Annotated in this window: 8 protein-coding genes; 2 read left to right on the forward strand and 6 right to left on the reverse strand. The window is 62.1% G+C overall.

Features of this window, described 5'->3' with window-relative positions; translation table 11 throughout:
* Positions 1–4 precede the first annotated feature (4 nt).
* The 3 genes from waaF to glnE all read right to left on the reverse strand — a co-directional run bounded on the left by waaF (position 5) and on the right by glnE (position 5,085).
* Positions 5–1,051, reverse strand: a complete 1,047-nt coding sequence (gene waaF, locus BM116_RS10825) for a lipopolysaccharide heptosyltransferase II (RefSeq protein ID WP_083725408.1) — start codon at positions 1,049–1,051, stop codon at positions 5–7.
* A gap of 82 nt (positions 1,052–1,133) precedes the next feature.
* On the reverse strand, positions 1,134–2,057 hold the full coding sequence (locus BM116_RS10830; RefSeq protein ID WP_083725492.1) for a branched-chain amino acid transaminase: 924 nt from the start codon (positions 2,055–2,057) through the stop codon (positions 1,134–1,136).
* 73 nt (positions 2,058–2,130) lie between these two features.
* Positions 2,131–5,085, reverse strand: coding sequence for a bifunctional [glutamate--ammonia ligase]-adenylyl-L-tyrosine phosphorylase/[glutamate--ammonia-ligase] adenylyltransferase (gene glnE / locus BM116_RS10835; protein WP_083725406.1), 2,955 nt, complete (start codon positions 5,083–5,085; stop codon positions 2,131–2,133).
* Positions 5,086–5,365: 280 nt separating this feature from the next.
* On the opposite strand from glnE, the gene aceE reads away from it, so the two are divergent.
* Positions 5,366–8,023 carry a pyruvate dehydrogenase (acetyl-transferring), homodimeric type gene (gene aceE / locus BM116_RS10840; RefSeq protein ID WP_083725404.1) on the forward strand — a complete coding sequence of 886 codons (2,658 nt, stop codon included), beginning with the start codon at positions 5,366–5,368 and terminating at the stop codon, positions 8,021–8,023.
* Positions 8,024–8,033: 10 nt separating this feature from the next.
* Positions 8,034–9,689, forward strand: a complete 1,656-nt coding sequence (gene aceF, locus BM116_RS10845) for a dihydrolipoyllysine-residue acetyltransferase (RefSeq protein ID WP_083725402.1) — start codon at positions 8,034–8,036, stop codon at positions 9,687–9,689.
* A gap of 409 nt (positions 9,690–10,098) precedes the next feature.
* On the opposite strand, the gene clpB is transcribed toward aceF, so the two are convergent.
* From clpB to rluD, 3 genes are all read right to left on the reverse strand, one after another.
* Positions 10,099–12,666 carry an ATP-dependent chaperone ClpB gene (gene clpB, locus BM116_RS10850; RefSeq protein WP_083725400.1) on the reverse strand — a complete coding sequence of 856 codons (2,568 nt, stop codon included), beginning with the start codon at positions 12,664–12,666 and terminating at the stop codon, positions 10,099–10,101.
* Between the two features lie 136 nt (positions 12,667–12,802).
* Complete coding sequence (gene pgeF, locus BM116_RS10855; protein ID WP_083725398.1) at positions 12,803–13,546, reverse strand: peptidoglycan editing factor PgeF; 744 nt, start codon at positions 13,544–13,546, stop codon at positions 12,803–12,805.
* Positions 13,543–14,502 carry a 23S rRNA pseudouridine(1911/1915/1917) synthase RluD gene (gene rluD, locus BM116_RS10860; protein WP_083725396.1) on the reverse strand — a complete coding sequence of 320 codons (960 nt, stop codon included), beginning with the start codon at positions 14,500–14,502 and terminating at the stop codon, positions 13,543–13,545. The genes pgeF and rluD overlap by 4 nt, the downstream gene beginning before the upstream one ends.
* Between the last annotated feature and the right edge of the window lie 53 nt (positions 14,503–14,555).

Below are 14,555 nucleotides of genomic sequence, written 5' to 3' on the forward strand. Positions count from 1 at the left end.
CGCTTCAGTTGTCCTGAGGATCAGACAGCGGGTTGCCGACCAGCCGGTCCAGCGCCGCATTGACCTGCGCGGGCATCAGATCACGCAGGCAGTTGTAGTGCCCAAAGCGGCAGGTGCGATCAAAGCAAGGGCTGCAATCAAGCCCCAGCTGCAAGGTCTCTACCCGGTCAGCCAGCGGCGGCGTAAAGCCGGGCGAAGTAGAACCGTAGACCGCGACCAGCGGGCGGTTGAGCGCAGAGGCAACGTGCATCAGCCCCGAGTCATTGCTGACCACCGCATCGGCGCAAGACAGCAGGTCGATGGCCTGGGCCAGGCTGGTATCACCGCAGAGGTTGGTCGCCTCCTCGCGCAAGCCCGGAATCAGGCGACCGCGAATCTGCTCGGCCACCGCGTGGTCCTTCTTCGAGCCAAACAGCCAGACCTGCCAGCCCTGACGTATATGTGCATCGGCCACCGCCGCGTAGTGCTCGGACGGCCAGCGCTTGGCCTCGCCAAACTCGGCGCCCGGGCAGAGCGCCAGCACCGGGCGATCCAGCTCCAGACCAAAATGCTGCAAGGCCTGCTCGCGCGAGGCAGGATCAATCTGTAGCGCCGGGCGTGGATAAGGCTTGGGCAGCTCGATATCCGGCTCATAGGCCAGCGCCATAAAGCGCTCGATCATCAGCGGATAGGCTTGCTTATCGAGCTTGCGCACGTCGTTCAGCAGGCCGTAGCGCATTTCGCCGCGCCAGCCGGTACGCAAGGGAATATCGGCAAAAAAGGGTACCAGTGCCGACTTAAGGGAGTTGGGCAGCAGGATGGCCTGATCGTATTGGCCACGCAGGCCATGGCCTATCTCGCGCCGGGTGCGCAGCTCCAGCGCGCCATGCCCCAAGGGAAAACTCAGGGCCTGACGAACCTCAGGCATGCGCTCAAGGATTGGCCGGCTCCAGTCGGGCGCCAGCACATCGATCATGCAGTCATCACCGTGTCGCTGCTTCAGGCAGGTGAACAGCGTTTGCGCCATCACCATGTCGCCGACCCAGCTGGGACCGATAATCAGAATATTCATAAGCTTCCAGCTTCAAGCTGCAAGCGACAAACCCCGAACGGCCCACGACTGCTTGCCGCTTGAAGCTTGCCGCTTGTGGCAATCAACCTACCAGCGTCCGCCACTCGGCGTGCTCTGCGGTCTGGCCGGTAACCAGATCGAAGTACGCCTTTTGCAGTTTCTCGGTAACCGGGCCACGACGGCCAGCGCCGATCTGACGGCCATCCAGCTCGCGGATCGGTGTTACTTCAGCGGCAGTACCGGTGAAGAAGGCTTCATCAGCGATGTAGACCTCGTCACGGGTGATGCGCTTCTCAACTACCGGAATGTCGAACTTGGAGGCCAGCGCCAGCACGGTCGCGCGGGTAATGCCGTTCAGGCAGGCAGTCACTTCCGGCGTGTAGATGGTGCCGTTCTTGACGATGAAGACGTTCTCGCCGGAACCCTCGGCAACGTAGCCTTCCGGATCCAGCAGCAGCGCTTCATCAGCACCGGCGGAAACCGCTTCCTGCAGTGCCAGCATGGAGTTCATGTAGGCACCGCTGGCCTTGGCACGGGTCATGGTGATGTTGACGTGATGACGGGTAAAGGAGCTGGTGCGGATCTTGATACCGCGTTCCAGTGCTTCTTCTCCCATGTACGCACCCCAGTGCCAAGCTGCGATAACAACGTGCACTTTCAGGTTGTCAGCACGGATACCCATGCCTTCAGATCCGTAGAACACCAGCGGACGGATGTAGGCGGTTTCCAGCTTGTTCTCACGTACCACAGCGCGCTGAGCTTCGTTCAGCTGCTCTTTGGTAAAGGGAATTTTCATACCCATGATGTGAGCGGAATCGAACAGGCGATCCGTGTGTGCATCCAGACGGAAAATGGCGGTGCCATCCGGGGTGTTGTAGGCGCGCACGCCTTCGAATACGCCCATGCCGTAGTGCAGCGAGTGAGTCAGCACGTGCACATTGGCCTCGCGCCAGGGAATCATTTCTCCGTCAAACCAGATTAGACCATCACGATCGGCCATCGACATAGCAGCCAGCTCCATACGTATCTATTCAATCAGTCATGCGTTCTTGGGTTCTGCCTGAGCGCGCCCGCGCCAATCACCCCTGAGGTTCGGTGGTTGGCTGCTGGGGAGGCAGCACTTGCTGCCAGAGCTTGATGACCCCGTGTCGGAAGTCATGAAACTGGTCGCCGCTTACTTTGCCCGGCTGATTCTGTAGAGCCAGGCGATGAGCTGCAGCCCGGTAGGCCTTGTAAGCCTCCTGCAGGCAGCTGACATCCTCACCGGCGATCAGACCGGCGTTTTGCAGCTCATCAAGAATCCTGATGTTATCTGTGTAGCGCAGTAATTCGGGGTACCGGCACGACCAGGCCAGAACCGCATATTGCACCATAAATTCGATGTCGACGATACCACCTAGGTCCTGCTTGAGATCAAACAGCTGAGCGGCAGTAAAGGCGTCCGCCGTGCTACCGGCCCGGGTGGCCGAGGTGCCCAGGTTGTCGCGCATCTTCTGGCGCATGTTACCCACCTCGCGCGCCAACGCCTGCTCATCACGCTCACGCCCCAATACCTGGGCACGCAGGGCATCAAAGCGAGCAGTCAATTGCTGACAACCCACCAGCGCCCTAGCACGCACCAGCGCCTGATGCTCCCAGGTCCAGGCCTCGTCGCGCTGGTAACGCGAGAAAGAGGCCAGCGAGCTGACCAGCAGACCGGAGTCACCCGAGGGACGCAGGCGCATGTCGACCTCATACAGCGCACCGGAGACCGTTTGCGTGTTGAGCATGTGGATAATGCGCTGGCCCAGCCGGGTAAAGAACTTACTGCCTTCAATCGGCTTGTCGCCATCTGTATCGCGCTGCGGGTCACCATCGTGAATGAACACCAGGTCCAGATCCGAGCCATGCCCAAGCTCGATGCCGCCCACCTTGCCGTAGCCCACCACGATAAAGTCCAGCTCGCAGCGTGAGCCGTCGGCCCGTGCCGGTCGTCCATGGCGCGCGACCATTTCGCGCCAGGCCAGCAGCAGCACCTGCTGCAGGATCGCTTCGGCAACCCAGGTTAAGTAATCGCTCACCTTCATCAGCGGCAAGGTGCCAGCAATCTCGGAGGCTGCAATACGCAACACGTGGGCGCGCTTGAAATAACGCAGGGTTTCCATCTGCTGTTCAAGATCGTCCTCAGGAATACGCAGCAGATGCTGACGCAGCTCATCAGCCAGCTCATTGGGTTCCGGCGGCCGGTACAGGCGGCCAGCATTGAGCAACTCATCCAGCACCACCGGATAGCGGGCAATTTGCTCAGCAATCCATGGGCTGGCTGCGCAGAGCACCAGCAGCTCGCGCAGGGCCCCCGGGTTTTCTGTCAGCAACACCAGATAGGCCGAGCGCCGCGCCACCGCCTCGACCAACGGCAATACGCGCTCCAGCGCCAGGTCAGGGTTTTCCTGTTCGGCGGCCATCGCCAGCAGACGCGGCATGAAAATATCCAGGCGCTCTCGCCCAGCACGCTGCATGGATTTCAGGCGTGGCGAACCCTGCAGCCCCTGCAGGCGCCGCCAGGCAGACGGCGCATCGGCAAAGCCACCCGCCTCCAGTTGCTCCAGACCCTGCGGCTCGTCCAGCGTGCCATCCCAGACCGGCACCCAATCGGCCTGCGGCGATTGCAAGTCGGCTTCATCCTCATCCGGATCAGCGATCACGCCGGCAAAGTGGCCGGCGACACAGGCACGCTCGGCATCCAGGCGAGCGCGAAAGGCATCCCAGTCGGCAAACCCGAGCATCCAGGCGATGCGTGCCTGCCCTTGCGCCTCAGTCGGCAGCATCTGGGTCTGGCGGTCATCAACGGCCTGCAGGGCGTGCTCGGTGTCGCGCAAAAAGCAGTAGGCCTGCGCCAATTCCTGTACTGCCGACTCCGGCAGATAGCCGTTCGCGCCCAGCGTTTGCAGCACGCCAAGAATGGGGCGCTGCTGCAAGCTGCGGTCGCGGCCACCGTGAATCAACTGGAAGGCCTGACCAATAAACTCGACCTCACGGATACCGCCCGAGCCTAGCTTGACGTTGTCCTGCAGACCCTTGCGCTGCACCTCACGCTGAATCATCTGCTTGAGGTTGCGCAGCGCATCGATAGCGGCAAAGTCCAGATAACGGCGATAGACAAAGGGCCGCAGCATGGCCAGCAGCTCCGCGCCAGCCTGCTGATCACCTGCCACCACCCGCGCCTTGATCATCGCGTAGCGCTCCCAGTCGCGACCCTGGCTCTGGTAGTACTGCTCCAGCGCATCAAAGCTGAACACCAGCGCGCCACTGTCGCCGTAAGGGCGCAGGCGCATATCCACGCGAAACACAAAGCCGTCCACCGTTGGCGCATCCAGCGCCTTGATCAGCTTCTGGCCCAGGCGAATAAAAAACTCCTGATTGGAAAGGCTGCGCCGCCCGCCACCAGTCTCGCCGGCCTCCGGGTAGGCAAAGATCAGGTCGATGTCCGAGGACAGGTTAAGCTCCACCGCGCCCAGCTTGCCCATGCCCAGCACCACCATGTGCTGCGGCACACCGTCGCGGCTGAGTGGCTGCCCCAGGCTCGCGCAGCACTGGCCGTAAAGCCAGTGATAGGCCTCGTCGATGCAGGCATCCGCCATATCGGACAGGTCTCGCGTGGTCTCCTGCAGCGGCGCCAAATCCAGTACGTCACGCCAGATAATGCGCACCTGCTGCCACTGTCTGAACCGGCGCAGCGCCTGGGCCAGTTGATCTTCGTTAGCTACCTCGGTCAGCGCCGCCTGCAGCAGCTCGCGCAACTCGCCCTCAGCCAACGGCCGCCAGAGCCGCTCCCCAGCCACCAGCCGCCAGGCCAGCTCGGGATCACGACGCAACTGCTCGGCAACGTAGTCACTGGCCGCCAGCACCAGCGGCAGCTCCTGTTCAAAACGCGCGCTCAGCTCGTCGCGGCGCGGCGCGAGGGCCGACTGCTCCAGCGCGGCAGCCCACTGGGCCAAATGGTGATCACGGGTAGCTTCCAGCGAGGCCGGCAGCGGAGGCAGTGTGGAGGGCATGGTCTATCCTGTTCATGAACCGAAACCGCAGCTTGCCATGCTGGCCGAAAAGGGAAAAGCGAGAACCCTGACTGACGGGTCTAAATGTAGTATCGCTACATATTAGACCTTTGAAGACTAGATTAAGGCGCCCTTATGTAGTAAAACTACAGAACCAATCTTACCCCGATGTGTCACAACACCCACAGGTGTTTGGCAAGCGCACGCTGTGGCGCGTTGCAGACCGCACGCACCTGGCAGCTTCCAACATCTGCAAGGCCCACAAGGTCTGGAGACCATAATGAAGCAAGACGATATTGATCCGCTTGAAACGCAGGAATGGCTCGACGCACTGGAGTCCGTACTGGACAACGAAGGCGAAGACCGCGCCCATTACCTGATGACCCGCCTGAGTGAACTGGCCAGCCGCACCGGCACCCCGCTGCCATACGCCATCACCACACCGTATCGCAACACCATCCCGGTTACCCACGAAGCACGCATGCCCGGCGACCTGTTCATGGAACGCCGCATCCGCTCGATGGTGCGCTGGAACGCACTGGCAATGGTCATGCGTACCAACCAGCAGGACCCGGATCTGGGCGGCCATATCTCGACCTTCGCCTCCAGCGCCACGCTGTACGACATCGGTTTTAACTACTTCTTCAAGGCACCGACCGACGAACACGGCGGTGACCTGGTGTTCTTCCAGGGGCACGCCTCCCCCGGCATTTACGCCCGCGCCTTCCTTGAGGGCCGCATCAGCGAAGAGCAAATGGAAAACTTCCGCCAGGAGGTCGACGGCAAAGGTCTGTCGTCCTACCCGCACCCCTGGCTGATGCCCGACTTCTGGCAGTTCCCGACAGTCTCCATGGGGCTGGGCCCGATTCAGGCGATCTACCAGGCACGCTTCATGAAGTACCTGGAGCACCGCGGCTTTATCGAGCCGGGCAAGCAGAAGGTATGGTGCTTTGTTGGCGACGGTGAAACCGACGAGCCGGAAACCCTGGGCGCCATCTCGCTGGCCGGTCGTGAAAAACTGGACAACCTGATCTTCGTCATCAACTGCAACCTGCAGCGCCTGGACGGCCCGGTACGCGGCAACGGCAAGATCATTCAGGAGCTGGAAGGCAGCTTCCGTGGCGCTGACTGGAACGTTATCAAGGTGATCTGGGGCCGCATGTGGGACCCGCTGTTTGCCAAAGACGACAACGGCCTGCTGCAACAACGTATGGAAGAAGCCGTCGACGGCGACTACCAGAACTACAAGGCCAAAGACGGTGCCTTTGTGCGCGAGCACTTCTTCGGCACCCGCCCCGAGCTGCAGGAGATGGTCAAGGACCTCTCCGACGAAGAAATCTGGAAGCTCAACCGTGGCGGCCACGACCCGTACAAGGTCTACGCGGCCTACCACGATGCGGTCAACCACGAAGGTCAACCGTCAGTCATCCTGGCCAAGACCATCAAGGGTTATGGCACTGGCGCAGGCCAGGGTCAGAACACCGCGCACAACACCAAGAAAGTCGATATCGACAGCCTGAAGAAATTCCGCGACCGCTTCGACATCCCGGTTAACGATGATCAGCTGGAGAAACTGCCCTTCTACAAGCCGGAAGAAGGCAGCGCCGAATACAAGTACCTGCACGCCCGCCGCGAAGCACTGGGTGGCTACATGCCCCAGCGCCGCGTCGAAAGCCAGCGCGTACCGGTTCCGCCGCTGGACACCCTGAAGGCGATCCTGGACGGCACCGGCGACCGCGAAATCTCCACCACCATGGCCTTTGTGCGCATCCTGTCGCAACTGGTCAAGGACAAGGAGCTGGGCTCGCGCATTGTGCCGATTGTCCCGGATGAGGCCCGTACCTTTGGTATGGAAGGCATGTTCCGTCAGCTCGGTATCTACTCCTCGGTCGGTCAGCTGTACGAGCCGGTCGACAAGGATCAGGTGATGTTCTACCGCGAGGACAAGAAGGGTCAGATCCTCGAGGAAGGCATCAACGAGGCCGGCGCCATGTCCAGCTGGATTGCTGCCGCCACCGCCTACAGCACCCACAACCAGCCGATGCTGCCGTTCTACATCTTCTATTCGATGTTCGGCTTCCAGCGCATTGGTGACCTGGCCTGGGCCGCTGGCGACAGCCGCGCCAAGGGCTTTTTGATCGGCGGCACCGCTGGCCGTACCACGCTGAACGGTGAAGGCCTGCAACACGAAGACGGTCACAGCCACCTGCTGGCCTCGACCATCCCCAACTGTCGCAGCTACGACCCGACCTACGGCTACGAGCTGGCGGTGATCATCCGCGAAGGCGCGCGCCGCATGATGGAGGAGCAGGAGAACGTCTACTACTACCTGACCGTCATGAACGAAGCCTACGCCCAACCGGCGATGCCCAAAGGCAAGGACGTTGAAGACGGCATCATGCGCGGCATGTACCTGCTCGACTCCACCGGCAAGCCGGGCGATCTGCACGTACAACTGATGGGCTCCGGCACCATCCTGCGTGAAGTACGTGAAGCCGCCGCCATTTTGAAAGACGATTTTGGCGTTACCGCCGATATCTGGAGCGTCACCAGCTTCAACGAGCTGCGCCGCGATGGCCTGGCAGTCGAGCGCGACAACCGTTTGCACCCGAGCCGCAAGGCCAAGGCCAGCTTTGTCGAGCAGTGCCTGGACAAGCGTCAGGGCCCGGTTATCGCCGCCACCGACTACATGAAGCTGTATGCCGACCAGATTCGCCAGTGGGTTCCGGCGCCATACAAGGTGCTGGGCACCGACGGCTTCGGCCGCAGCGACAGCCGTCGCAAGCTGCGTCAGTTCTTCGAAGTGGACCGTCACTGGGTGGCCTACACCGCGCTCAGCGCGCTGGTGGAGCAAGGCAAGCTCAAGCCCAAGGTGCTGACCGACGCCCTCAAGGCATTCGGTATCGACCCCGCCAAGACCAACCCGCTGGACTGCTGAGGAGAACCCCATGAGTGAACTCATCAAGGTGCCCGACCTCGGCGGTGAAGGCGAGGTCATTGAAATTCTGGTCAAAGAAGGCGATCAGGTAGAGGCCGAACAATCACTGGCGGTACTCGAGTCGGACAAGGCGAGCATGGAAATCCCCTCGCCCAAGGCCGGCACGGTAAAAGCCATCAAGTTCAAGCTGGGCGACAACCTGAAAGAAGGCGACCCACTGATCGAGCTGGACGTTGAAGGCGGCGAGCAAGCCAAGCAAGACGACAGCAGCGAGCAACCCGCCAAAGCCGAGAGCAAGGCAGAACAGACGCCCGAGCCGAAAGCCGACACCAGCGCCGAGCAACAAAAGCCGGCCGCTGGCGGCGGCAGCCGCAGCGAAGCGGTCAAGGTGCCCGACCTGGGCACCGACAGCGCCCGCGTGATCGAGATTCTGGTCAGCAAGGGCGATCAGGTCGAGGCCGACCAGTCGCTACTGGTGCTGGAATCAGACAAGGCCAGCATGGAGCTGCCCGCCCCCTTCGCTGGTGTCATCGAGTCAATCGACATCAAGCTGGAGCAGGACGTCAAGACCGGCGATGTGATCATGCAAATGCAGGTCAGTGGCGGCGACAGCGAGACCAAGGCAGAGTCACAGCCCGCTGAGCAGCAAGACAAACAGAACGACGCCAAGCAGGCCCCGCCTGCTGCCAGCAGCGACACCGCCAGCGAAGAGCCCGCCAGCCCGCCGCCGGTTGGTGGCCCGAGCCGCGAAGGCGCCAAGGTACACGCCGGCCCGGCGGTACGCATGCTGGCACGCGAATTCGGCATCGACCTGACCGACGTCAAGCCCACCGGCCCGCGTGACCGCATCCTCAAGGAAGATGTACAGAAGCACGTGCAGGCCGTCATGCAGCAACGCAAGGCAGGCCCTGCCGGCGCAACCGGTGGCAGCGGTATCCCGCCGATGCCGGAGGTCGATTTCTCGCGCTTTGGCGAGATCGAGACCGTCGACATGACCCGTCTGCAGCAGGTCGGCGCCAGCAACCTGCACCGCAGCTGGCTCAACGTGCCGCACGTCACCCAGTTTGACCTGGCCGACATCAGCGCGCTGGAAGCCTTCCGCAAGGAGCAGAAAGCCGCCGCCGAGAAAGCCGGCGTCAAGCTGACCGTGCTGCCGTTCCTGCTCAAGGCCTGTGCGCATCTGCTGCGTGAGCAGCCAAACTTCAACGTCTCGCTGGCAGCCAGTGGCAAGCAGCTGATTCAGAAGAAGTACGTGCACATCGGCTTTGCCGTAGACACCCCGGACGGCCTGCTGGTACCGGTTATCCGTGATGTCGACAAGAAGAGCCTGCTGCAGCTGGCAGCCGAAGCGGCCGAACTGGCCGACAAGGCGCGCAACAAGAAGCTCGGAGCCGACGCCATGCAAGGCGCCTGCTTCACCATCTCCAGCCTGGGCCACATCGGCGGTACTTACTTCACGCCGATCGTCAACAGCCCGGAAGTGGCAATTCTTGGGGTCTCCAAGGCCACCATGCAGCCGGTCTGGGATGGCGCCAGCTTCCAGCCACAGCTTATGCTGCCGTTGTCCCTCTCCTACGACCACCGCGCCATCAACGGCGCAGCGGCCGCGCAGTTCACCAAGCGCCTGGGTGAGTTGCTGGGGGATATTCGGACGATGTTGCTGTAAGCATTGGATTGAGCGGCAAGAAAAGGCCTCGGGATTTTCCCGGGGCTTTTTTGCTCACCATGTCGGAGGTTGTAGATTCTGGCACCAGCTGGTGAACTCAGCACGGACCCGGGTCCCCGTTTACGCGGGCGAGTAGCGCAGGGCTGGCGGGAAAAAGGACGGCAGCATGTCTGAGGCTCGCAGAGCCGAGTTCTGCCGTCCCCCGCTAGACCGAGCAACGCAGCGAACCCGAAGGGCCGCGTAGTCGGGGTGGCCTAGGGGGTGCAGGGGGAAATGGCCAAGCATTTCCCCCTGCTCGCCGTAAAGGCGAAAAGCAGACCTGAACAATACCCCGCCCAAAACAAATCAACAGATAAACAAAAACCCCGCACGGTTTCCCGTGCGGGGTTTCTTATCACTCCAGCGTCAATTAGCCGACAAACACAAACTCGTCGTTCTCGACCTTGGCCTCGATGGTCGCGCCCGGGACGAAGTCGCCAGCCAGGATACGCTGGGCCAGCGGGTTTTCGATCCAGCGCTGCAACGCCCGCTTGAGCGGCCGCGCGCCGTAGACCGGGTCGTAACCCACCGCAACCAGCTTCTCCAGCGCCTCGTCGCTAAGCTGCAGATCCAGCTCGCGTTCGGCCAAACGCTGACGCAGGCGGCTGAGCTGAATCGCGGCGATACCGGCGATCTGGTCCTTGCCAAGCGGCTCGAACACCACCACTTCGTCGACCCGGTTGATGAACTCAGGACGGAAGTGCTGGGTCAGCGCGTCCATCACCGCCGCGTGCTGCGCCTCCCGGTCACCGACCAGCTCCTGAATCTGCGCCGAGCCCAGGTTGGAGGTCATCACCACCACGGCGTTGCGGAAGTCGACCGTGCGGCCCTGACTGTCGGTCAGACGACCGTCTTCCAGCACCTGCAGCAGCACGTTGAACACATCCGGATGCGCCTTCTCGACCTCATCCATCAGGATCACCGAGTACGGCTTACGACGCACCGCTTCGGTCAGATAACCGCCTTCTTCGTAACCGACGTAGCCCGGAGGCGCACCGATCAGGCGAGCAACCGAATGCTTCTCCATGAACTCGGACATGTCGATCCGCACCATGGCGTCCTCGGTGTCAAACAAGAACTCGGCCAGTGCCTTGCACAGCTCGGTTTTACCCACACCGGTCGGGCCAAGGAACATGAACGAGCCACTCGGGCGGTTCGGGTCTGCGAGCCCTGCACGGGAGCGACGTACGGCGTTGGACACCGCGACCACCGCCTCATGCTGACCGATCACGCGCTTGTGCAGCGCATCTTCCATACGCAGCAGCTTGTCGCGCTCGCCCTCAAGCATTTTGGACACAGGAATACCGGTCCACTTGGAGACGACCTCGGCGATTTCCTCGTCGGTCACCTTGTTGCGCAGCAACTGGTTCTCCGGCTTGGTGTGCTGCTCGGCCATCTGCTGGCTGCGTTCCAGGTCAGGGATCACGCCATACTGCAGCTCGGCCATGCGGTTCAGGTCACCCTTGCGCCGCGCCTGTTCCAACTCGGCCTTGGCCTGCTCGATTTTTTCCTGGATTTGCGCAGAGCCCTGCACGTCGGCTTTCTCAGCCTTCCAGATCTCTTCCAGATCGGCGTACTCGCGCTCAACCCGGGCAATTTCTTCCTTCAGCTTCTCCAGCCGCTTCAGCGCTGCATCGTCGTCTTCCTTCTTCAGCGCCTCGCGCTCAACCTTAAGCTGAATCAGGCGGCGCTCCAGACGGTCCAGCGCTTCGGGCTTGGAGTCGATCTCCATGCGGATACGACTGGCCGCCTCGTCGATCAGGTCGATGGCCTTGTCCGGCAGCTGGCGATCAGTGATGTAACGGTGCGACAGCTTGGCCGCAGCGATGATCGCGCCATCGGTAATGGTGATCTTGTGGTGCACTTCGTAGCGCTCTTTCAGGCCACGCAGAATGGCGATGGTGTCTTCTTCCGACGGCTCATCGACCAGCACCTTCTGGAAGCGCCGCTCCAGCGCCGCATCCTTCTCGATGTACTGGCGGTATTCATCCAGCGTGGTGGCACCAACGCAATGCAGCTCGCCGCGCGCCAGCGCAGGCTTGAGCATATTGCCCGCATCCATGGCACCTTCTGCCTTGCCGGCGCCGACCATGGTGTGCAGCTCATCGATAAACAGAATGACCCGGCCTTCCTGCTTGGACAGCTCGTTGAGTACGGCCTTGAGGCGCTCTTCAAACTCACCGCGGAATTTGGCACCGGCGATCAGCGACCCCATATCCAGTGACAGCAGACGCTTGTCCTTCAGGCCGTCGGGCACTTCGCCGTTAACGATACGCTGGGCCAACCCCTCGACGATGGCGGTCTTGCCCACACCGGGCTCGCCGATCAGCACCGGGTTGTTCTTGGTACGGCGTTGCAGCACCTGCACGGTACGGCGGATTTCGTCATCACGGCCAATCACCGGGTCCAGCTTGCCCTCTTCGGCGCGCTTGGTCAGATCAACGGTGTATTTGTCCAGCGCCTGACGGGATTCCTCGGCGTTCGGGTCGTTGACGGACTCACCGCCACGCAGGTTGTTGATGGCATTTTCCAGCGCCTTCTTGGATACGCCCTGGCTCAGCAGCAGCTTGCCGGCACTGGTGTTCTCATCCATGGCGGCCAGCAGCACCAGCTCGCTGGAAATGAATTGATCGCCCTGCTTCTGCGCCAGGCGATCGGCCTGATTCAGCAGGCGCGCCAGCTCCTGCGACAGGCTAACGTCGCCGGTCGGGTTGCTGACAGTGGGCAAACGCTCCAGCGCCTCACCCAAGGCGGCGCGCAAGGCGGCAATATCAAAGCCGACCTGCATCAGCAACGGCTTGACCGAGCCGTGCTGCTGCTCAATCAACGCCAGCAACAGGTGCAGCGGATCAATCTGGGCGTGGTCACGGCCGACCGCCATAGACTGGGCGTCGGACAGGGCGACCTGGAGCTTGCTGGTCATACGGTCAATGCGCATGAGTAAAGGTCCTCTAATCTGTGCCCGACCACACACTCGGCGGCAGGCAAATTCATCTGAGATGACAGAGTAATAGGGACGATTATCGCGCTTTCAAGTGACCACAAAATAAATGTGGTCAATTTTTTGTCGCCCTTTAGCCGGCGACTGGCGACTCCAGCCAGATGAGCGAGGCAAAGCGCCCGGTTTGCCCATCCCGGCGGTAGGAAAAGAAGCGCGCAGCATCCGACCAGGTGCACTCATCACCGCCGTAGACCTGACGCACTCCAACATCAGCCAGGCGCTGACGGGCGAGCTGGTACAGATCGGCAAACCAGTGCCCTTCACGCTCCGCCGGGGTAAAGGCGCTAGTGGCGCGGGCATCGGCCTTTACAAAGGCCTCACGCACCTCCGCCCCCACCTCAAAGGCGGCAGGGCCGATAGCGGGCCCAAGCCATACCAGCAGCTCACTGGCCGAGCCACCAAGCCGGCGCACAGTCTGCTCCAGCACGCCGTCAAGCAAGCCACGCCAGCCCGCATGGGCAGCCGCGACGCGACTGCCCTCGCGATCACAGAACAGCACCGGCAGGCAGTCAGCGGTCATGATGGTGCAGGCAATGCCTGGCTGGTCGGTCCAGCTGGCATCCGCCTCAACGACCTGGGTCGGGTCCGCCTTGCATACCTCGGTGCCATGCACCTGGGTCAACCAGGCCGGCTGACACCCCAGCACCCGTTCCAGCTCGGCGCGGTTGGCGGCAACGTGGGCCGGGTCATCACCGACATGGTCACCCAGGTTAAAGCCTTTCCACACGCCCTGGCTGCAGCCGCCCCGGCGCGTAGTGATACAGGTGCGTACGTGCGCTGGCGCAGGCCACTCGGCGCTCATCCACAGCATGCTCATTCGCCGATCTCACCATCCTCGCGCAGCAAGGCCAGCAGATGCTGCATGTCCTCAGGTAGCGACACCTGCCAGCTCATGTGACGACCGTCGTCAGGGTGCTCCAGCTCAAGGCGGCGTGCGTGCAGCGCCTGACGCGGGAACTCGCGCAGCTCCTTGATCAGCTCAGGGCTCGCACCCGGCGGAATACGCAGGCGCCCGCCGTACACCGGGTCGCCCACCAGCGGAAAGTGGATATAGCTCATATGCACGCGGATCTGGTGGGTGCGCCCGGTTTCCAGCTTGACCTTGACGTGGGTATGGGCGCGGAAGCGGTTGATCACGCGATAGTGACTGATCGCCTGCTTGCCGCCGGCCACTACCGCCATCTTCTGGCGCTGGGTGCCGTGCCGGGCAATCGGCTGGTCGACCTTGCCACCGGCCGTCATCACGCCGGTGACCACACACTCGTATTCGCGACTGACCGTGCGTGCCTGCAGCTGGGCCACCAGATCGGTCTGCGACTCGATGGTTTTGGCGACAACCATCAGGCCGGTGGTGTCTTTATCCAGACGATGAACGATACCTGCACGCGGGACCTTGGCCAGCTCCGGGCAATGGTGCAGCAGCGCGTTCAGCAGCGTGCCGTCCTGGTGTCCTGCCGCCGGGTGCACCACCAGGCCCGCAGGCTTGTTGATCACCAGCAGGGCGCTGTCTTCGTACAAGATATCCAGTTCGATCGCCTCGGGCTGCCACTCGCCCTGCACCTCCCGCTCGGCATCCAGCGTCAGCTCTTCGCCACCGTACACGCTGTCGCGCGTGCGCTTGCGCTCGCCATCAACCAGCAGGCTGCCGTCCTTGATCCAGCCCTGCAGCCGCGAGCGTGAGAAGTCCGGGAACAATTGGGCGGCGACCTGGTCAAGGCGTTGACCACCCGACTCCGGGCTGACCTGTGCGGACAAACGAATACGATCTGACATGGGGGGAACTCGCTGGGGACAGAAGGCGCTGGCAATGGCCGCAATCGCTTTTT

The sequence above is a fragment of the Halopseudomonas pachastrellae genome, from assembly GCF_900114765.1.
Classification (GTDB): Bacteria; Pseudomonadota; Gammaproteobacteria; order Pseudomonadales; family Pseudomonadaceae; genus Halopseudomonas; species Halopseudomonas pachastrellae.

What these genes read in the sequence shown, in the direction of transcription:
- waaF (WP_083725408.1), bottom strand. Translation starts at nt 1,051, where the DNA reads ATGAATATTCTGATTATCGGTCCCAGCTGGGTCGGCGACATGGTGATG.
- BM116_RS10830 (WP_083725492.1), bottom strand. Translation starts at nt 2,057, where the DNA reads ATGTCGATGGCCGATCGTGATGGTCTAATCTGGTTTGACGGAGAAATG.
- glnE (WP_083725406.1), bottom strand. Translation starts at nt 5,085, where the DNA reads ATGCCCTCCACACTGCCTCCGCTGCCGGCCTCGCTGGAAGCTACCCGT.
- aceE (WP_083725404.1), top strand. Translation starts at nt 5,366, where the DNA reads ATGAAGCAAGACGATATTGATCCGCTTGAAACGCAGGAATGGCTCGAC.
- aceF (WP_083725402.1), top strand. Translation starts at nt 8,034, where the DNA reads ATGAGTGAACTCATCAAGGTGCCCGACCTCGGCGGTGAAGGCGAGGTC.
- clpB (WP_083725400.1), bottom strand. Translation starts at nt 12,666, where the DNA reads ATGCGCATTGACCGTATGACCAGCAAGCTCCAGGTCGCCCTGTCCGAC.
- pgeF (WP_083725398.1), bottom strand. Translation starts at nt 13,546, where the DNA reads ATGAGCATGCTGTGGATGAGCGCCGAGTGGCCTGCGCCAGCGCACGTA.
- rluD (WP_083725396.1), bottom strand. Translation starts at nt 14,502, where the DNA reads ATGTCAGATCGTATTCGTTTGTCCGCACAGGTCAGCCCGGAGTCGGGT.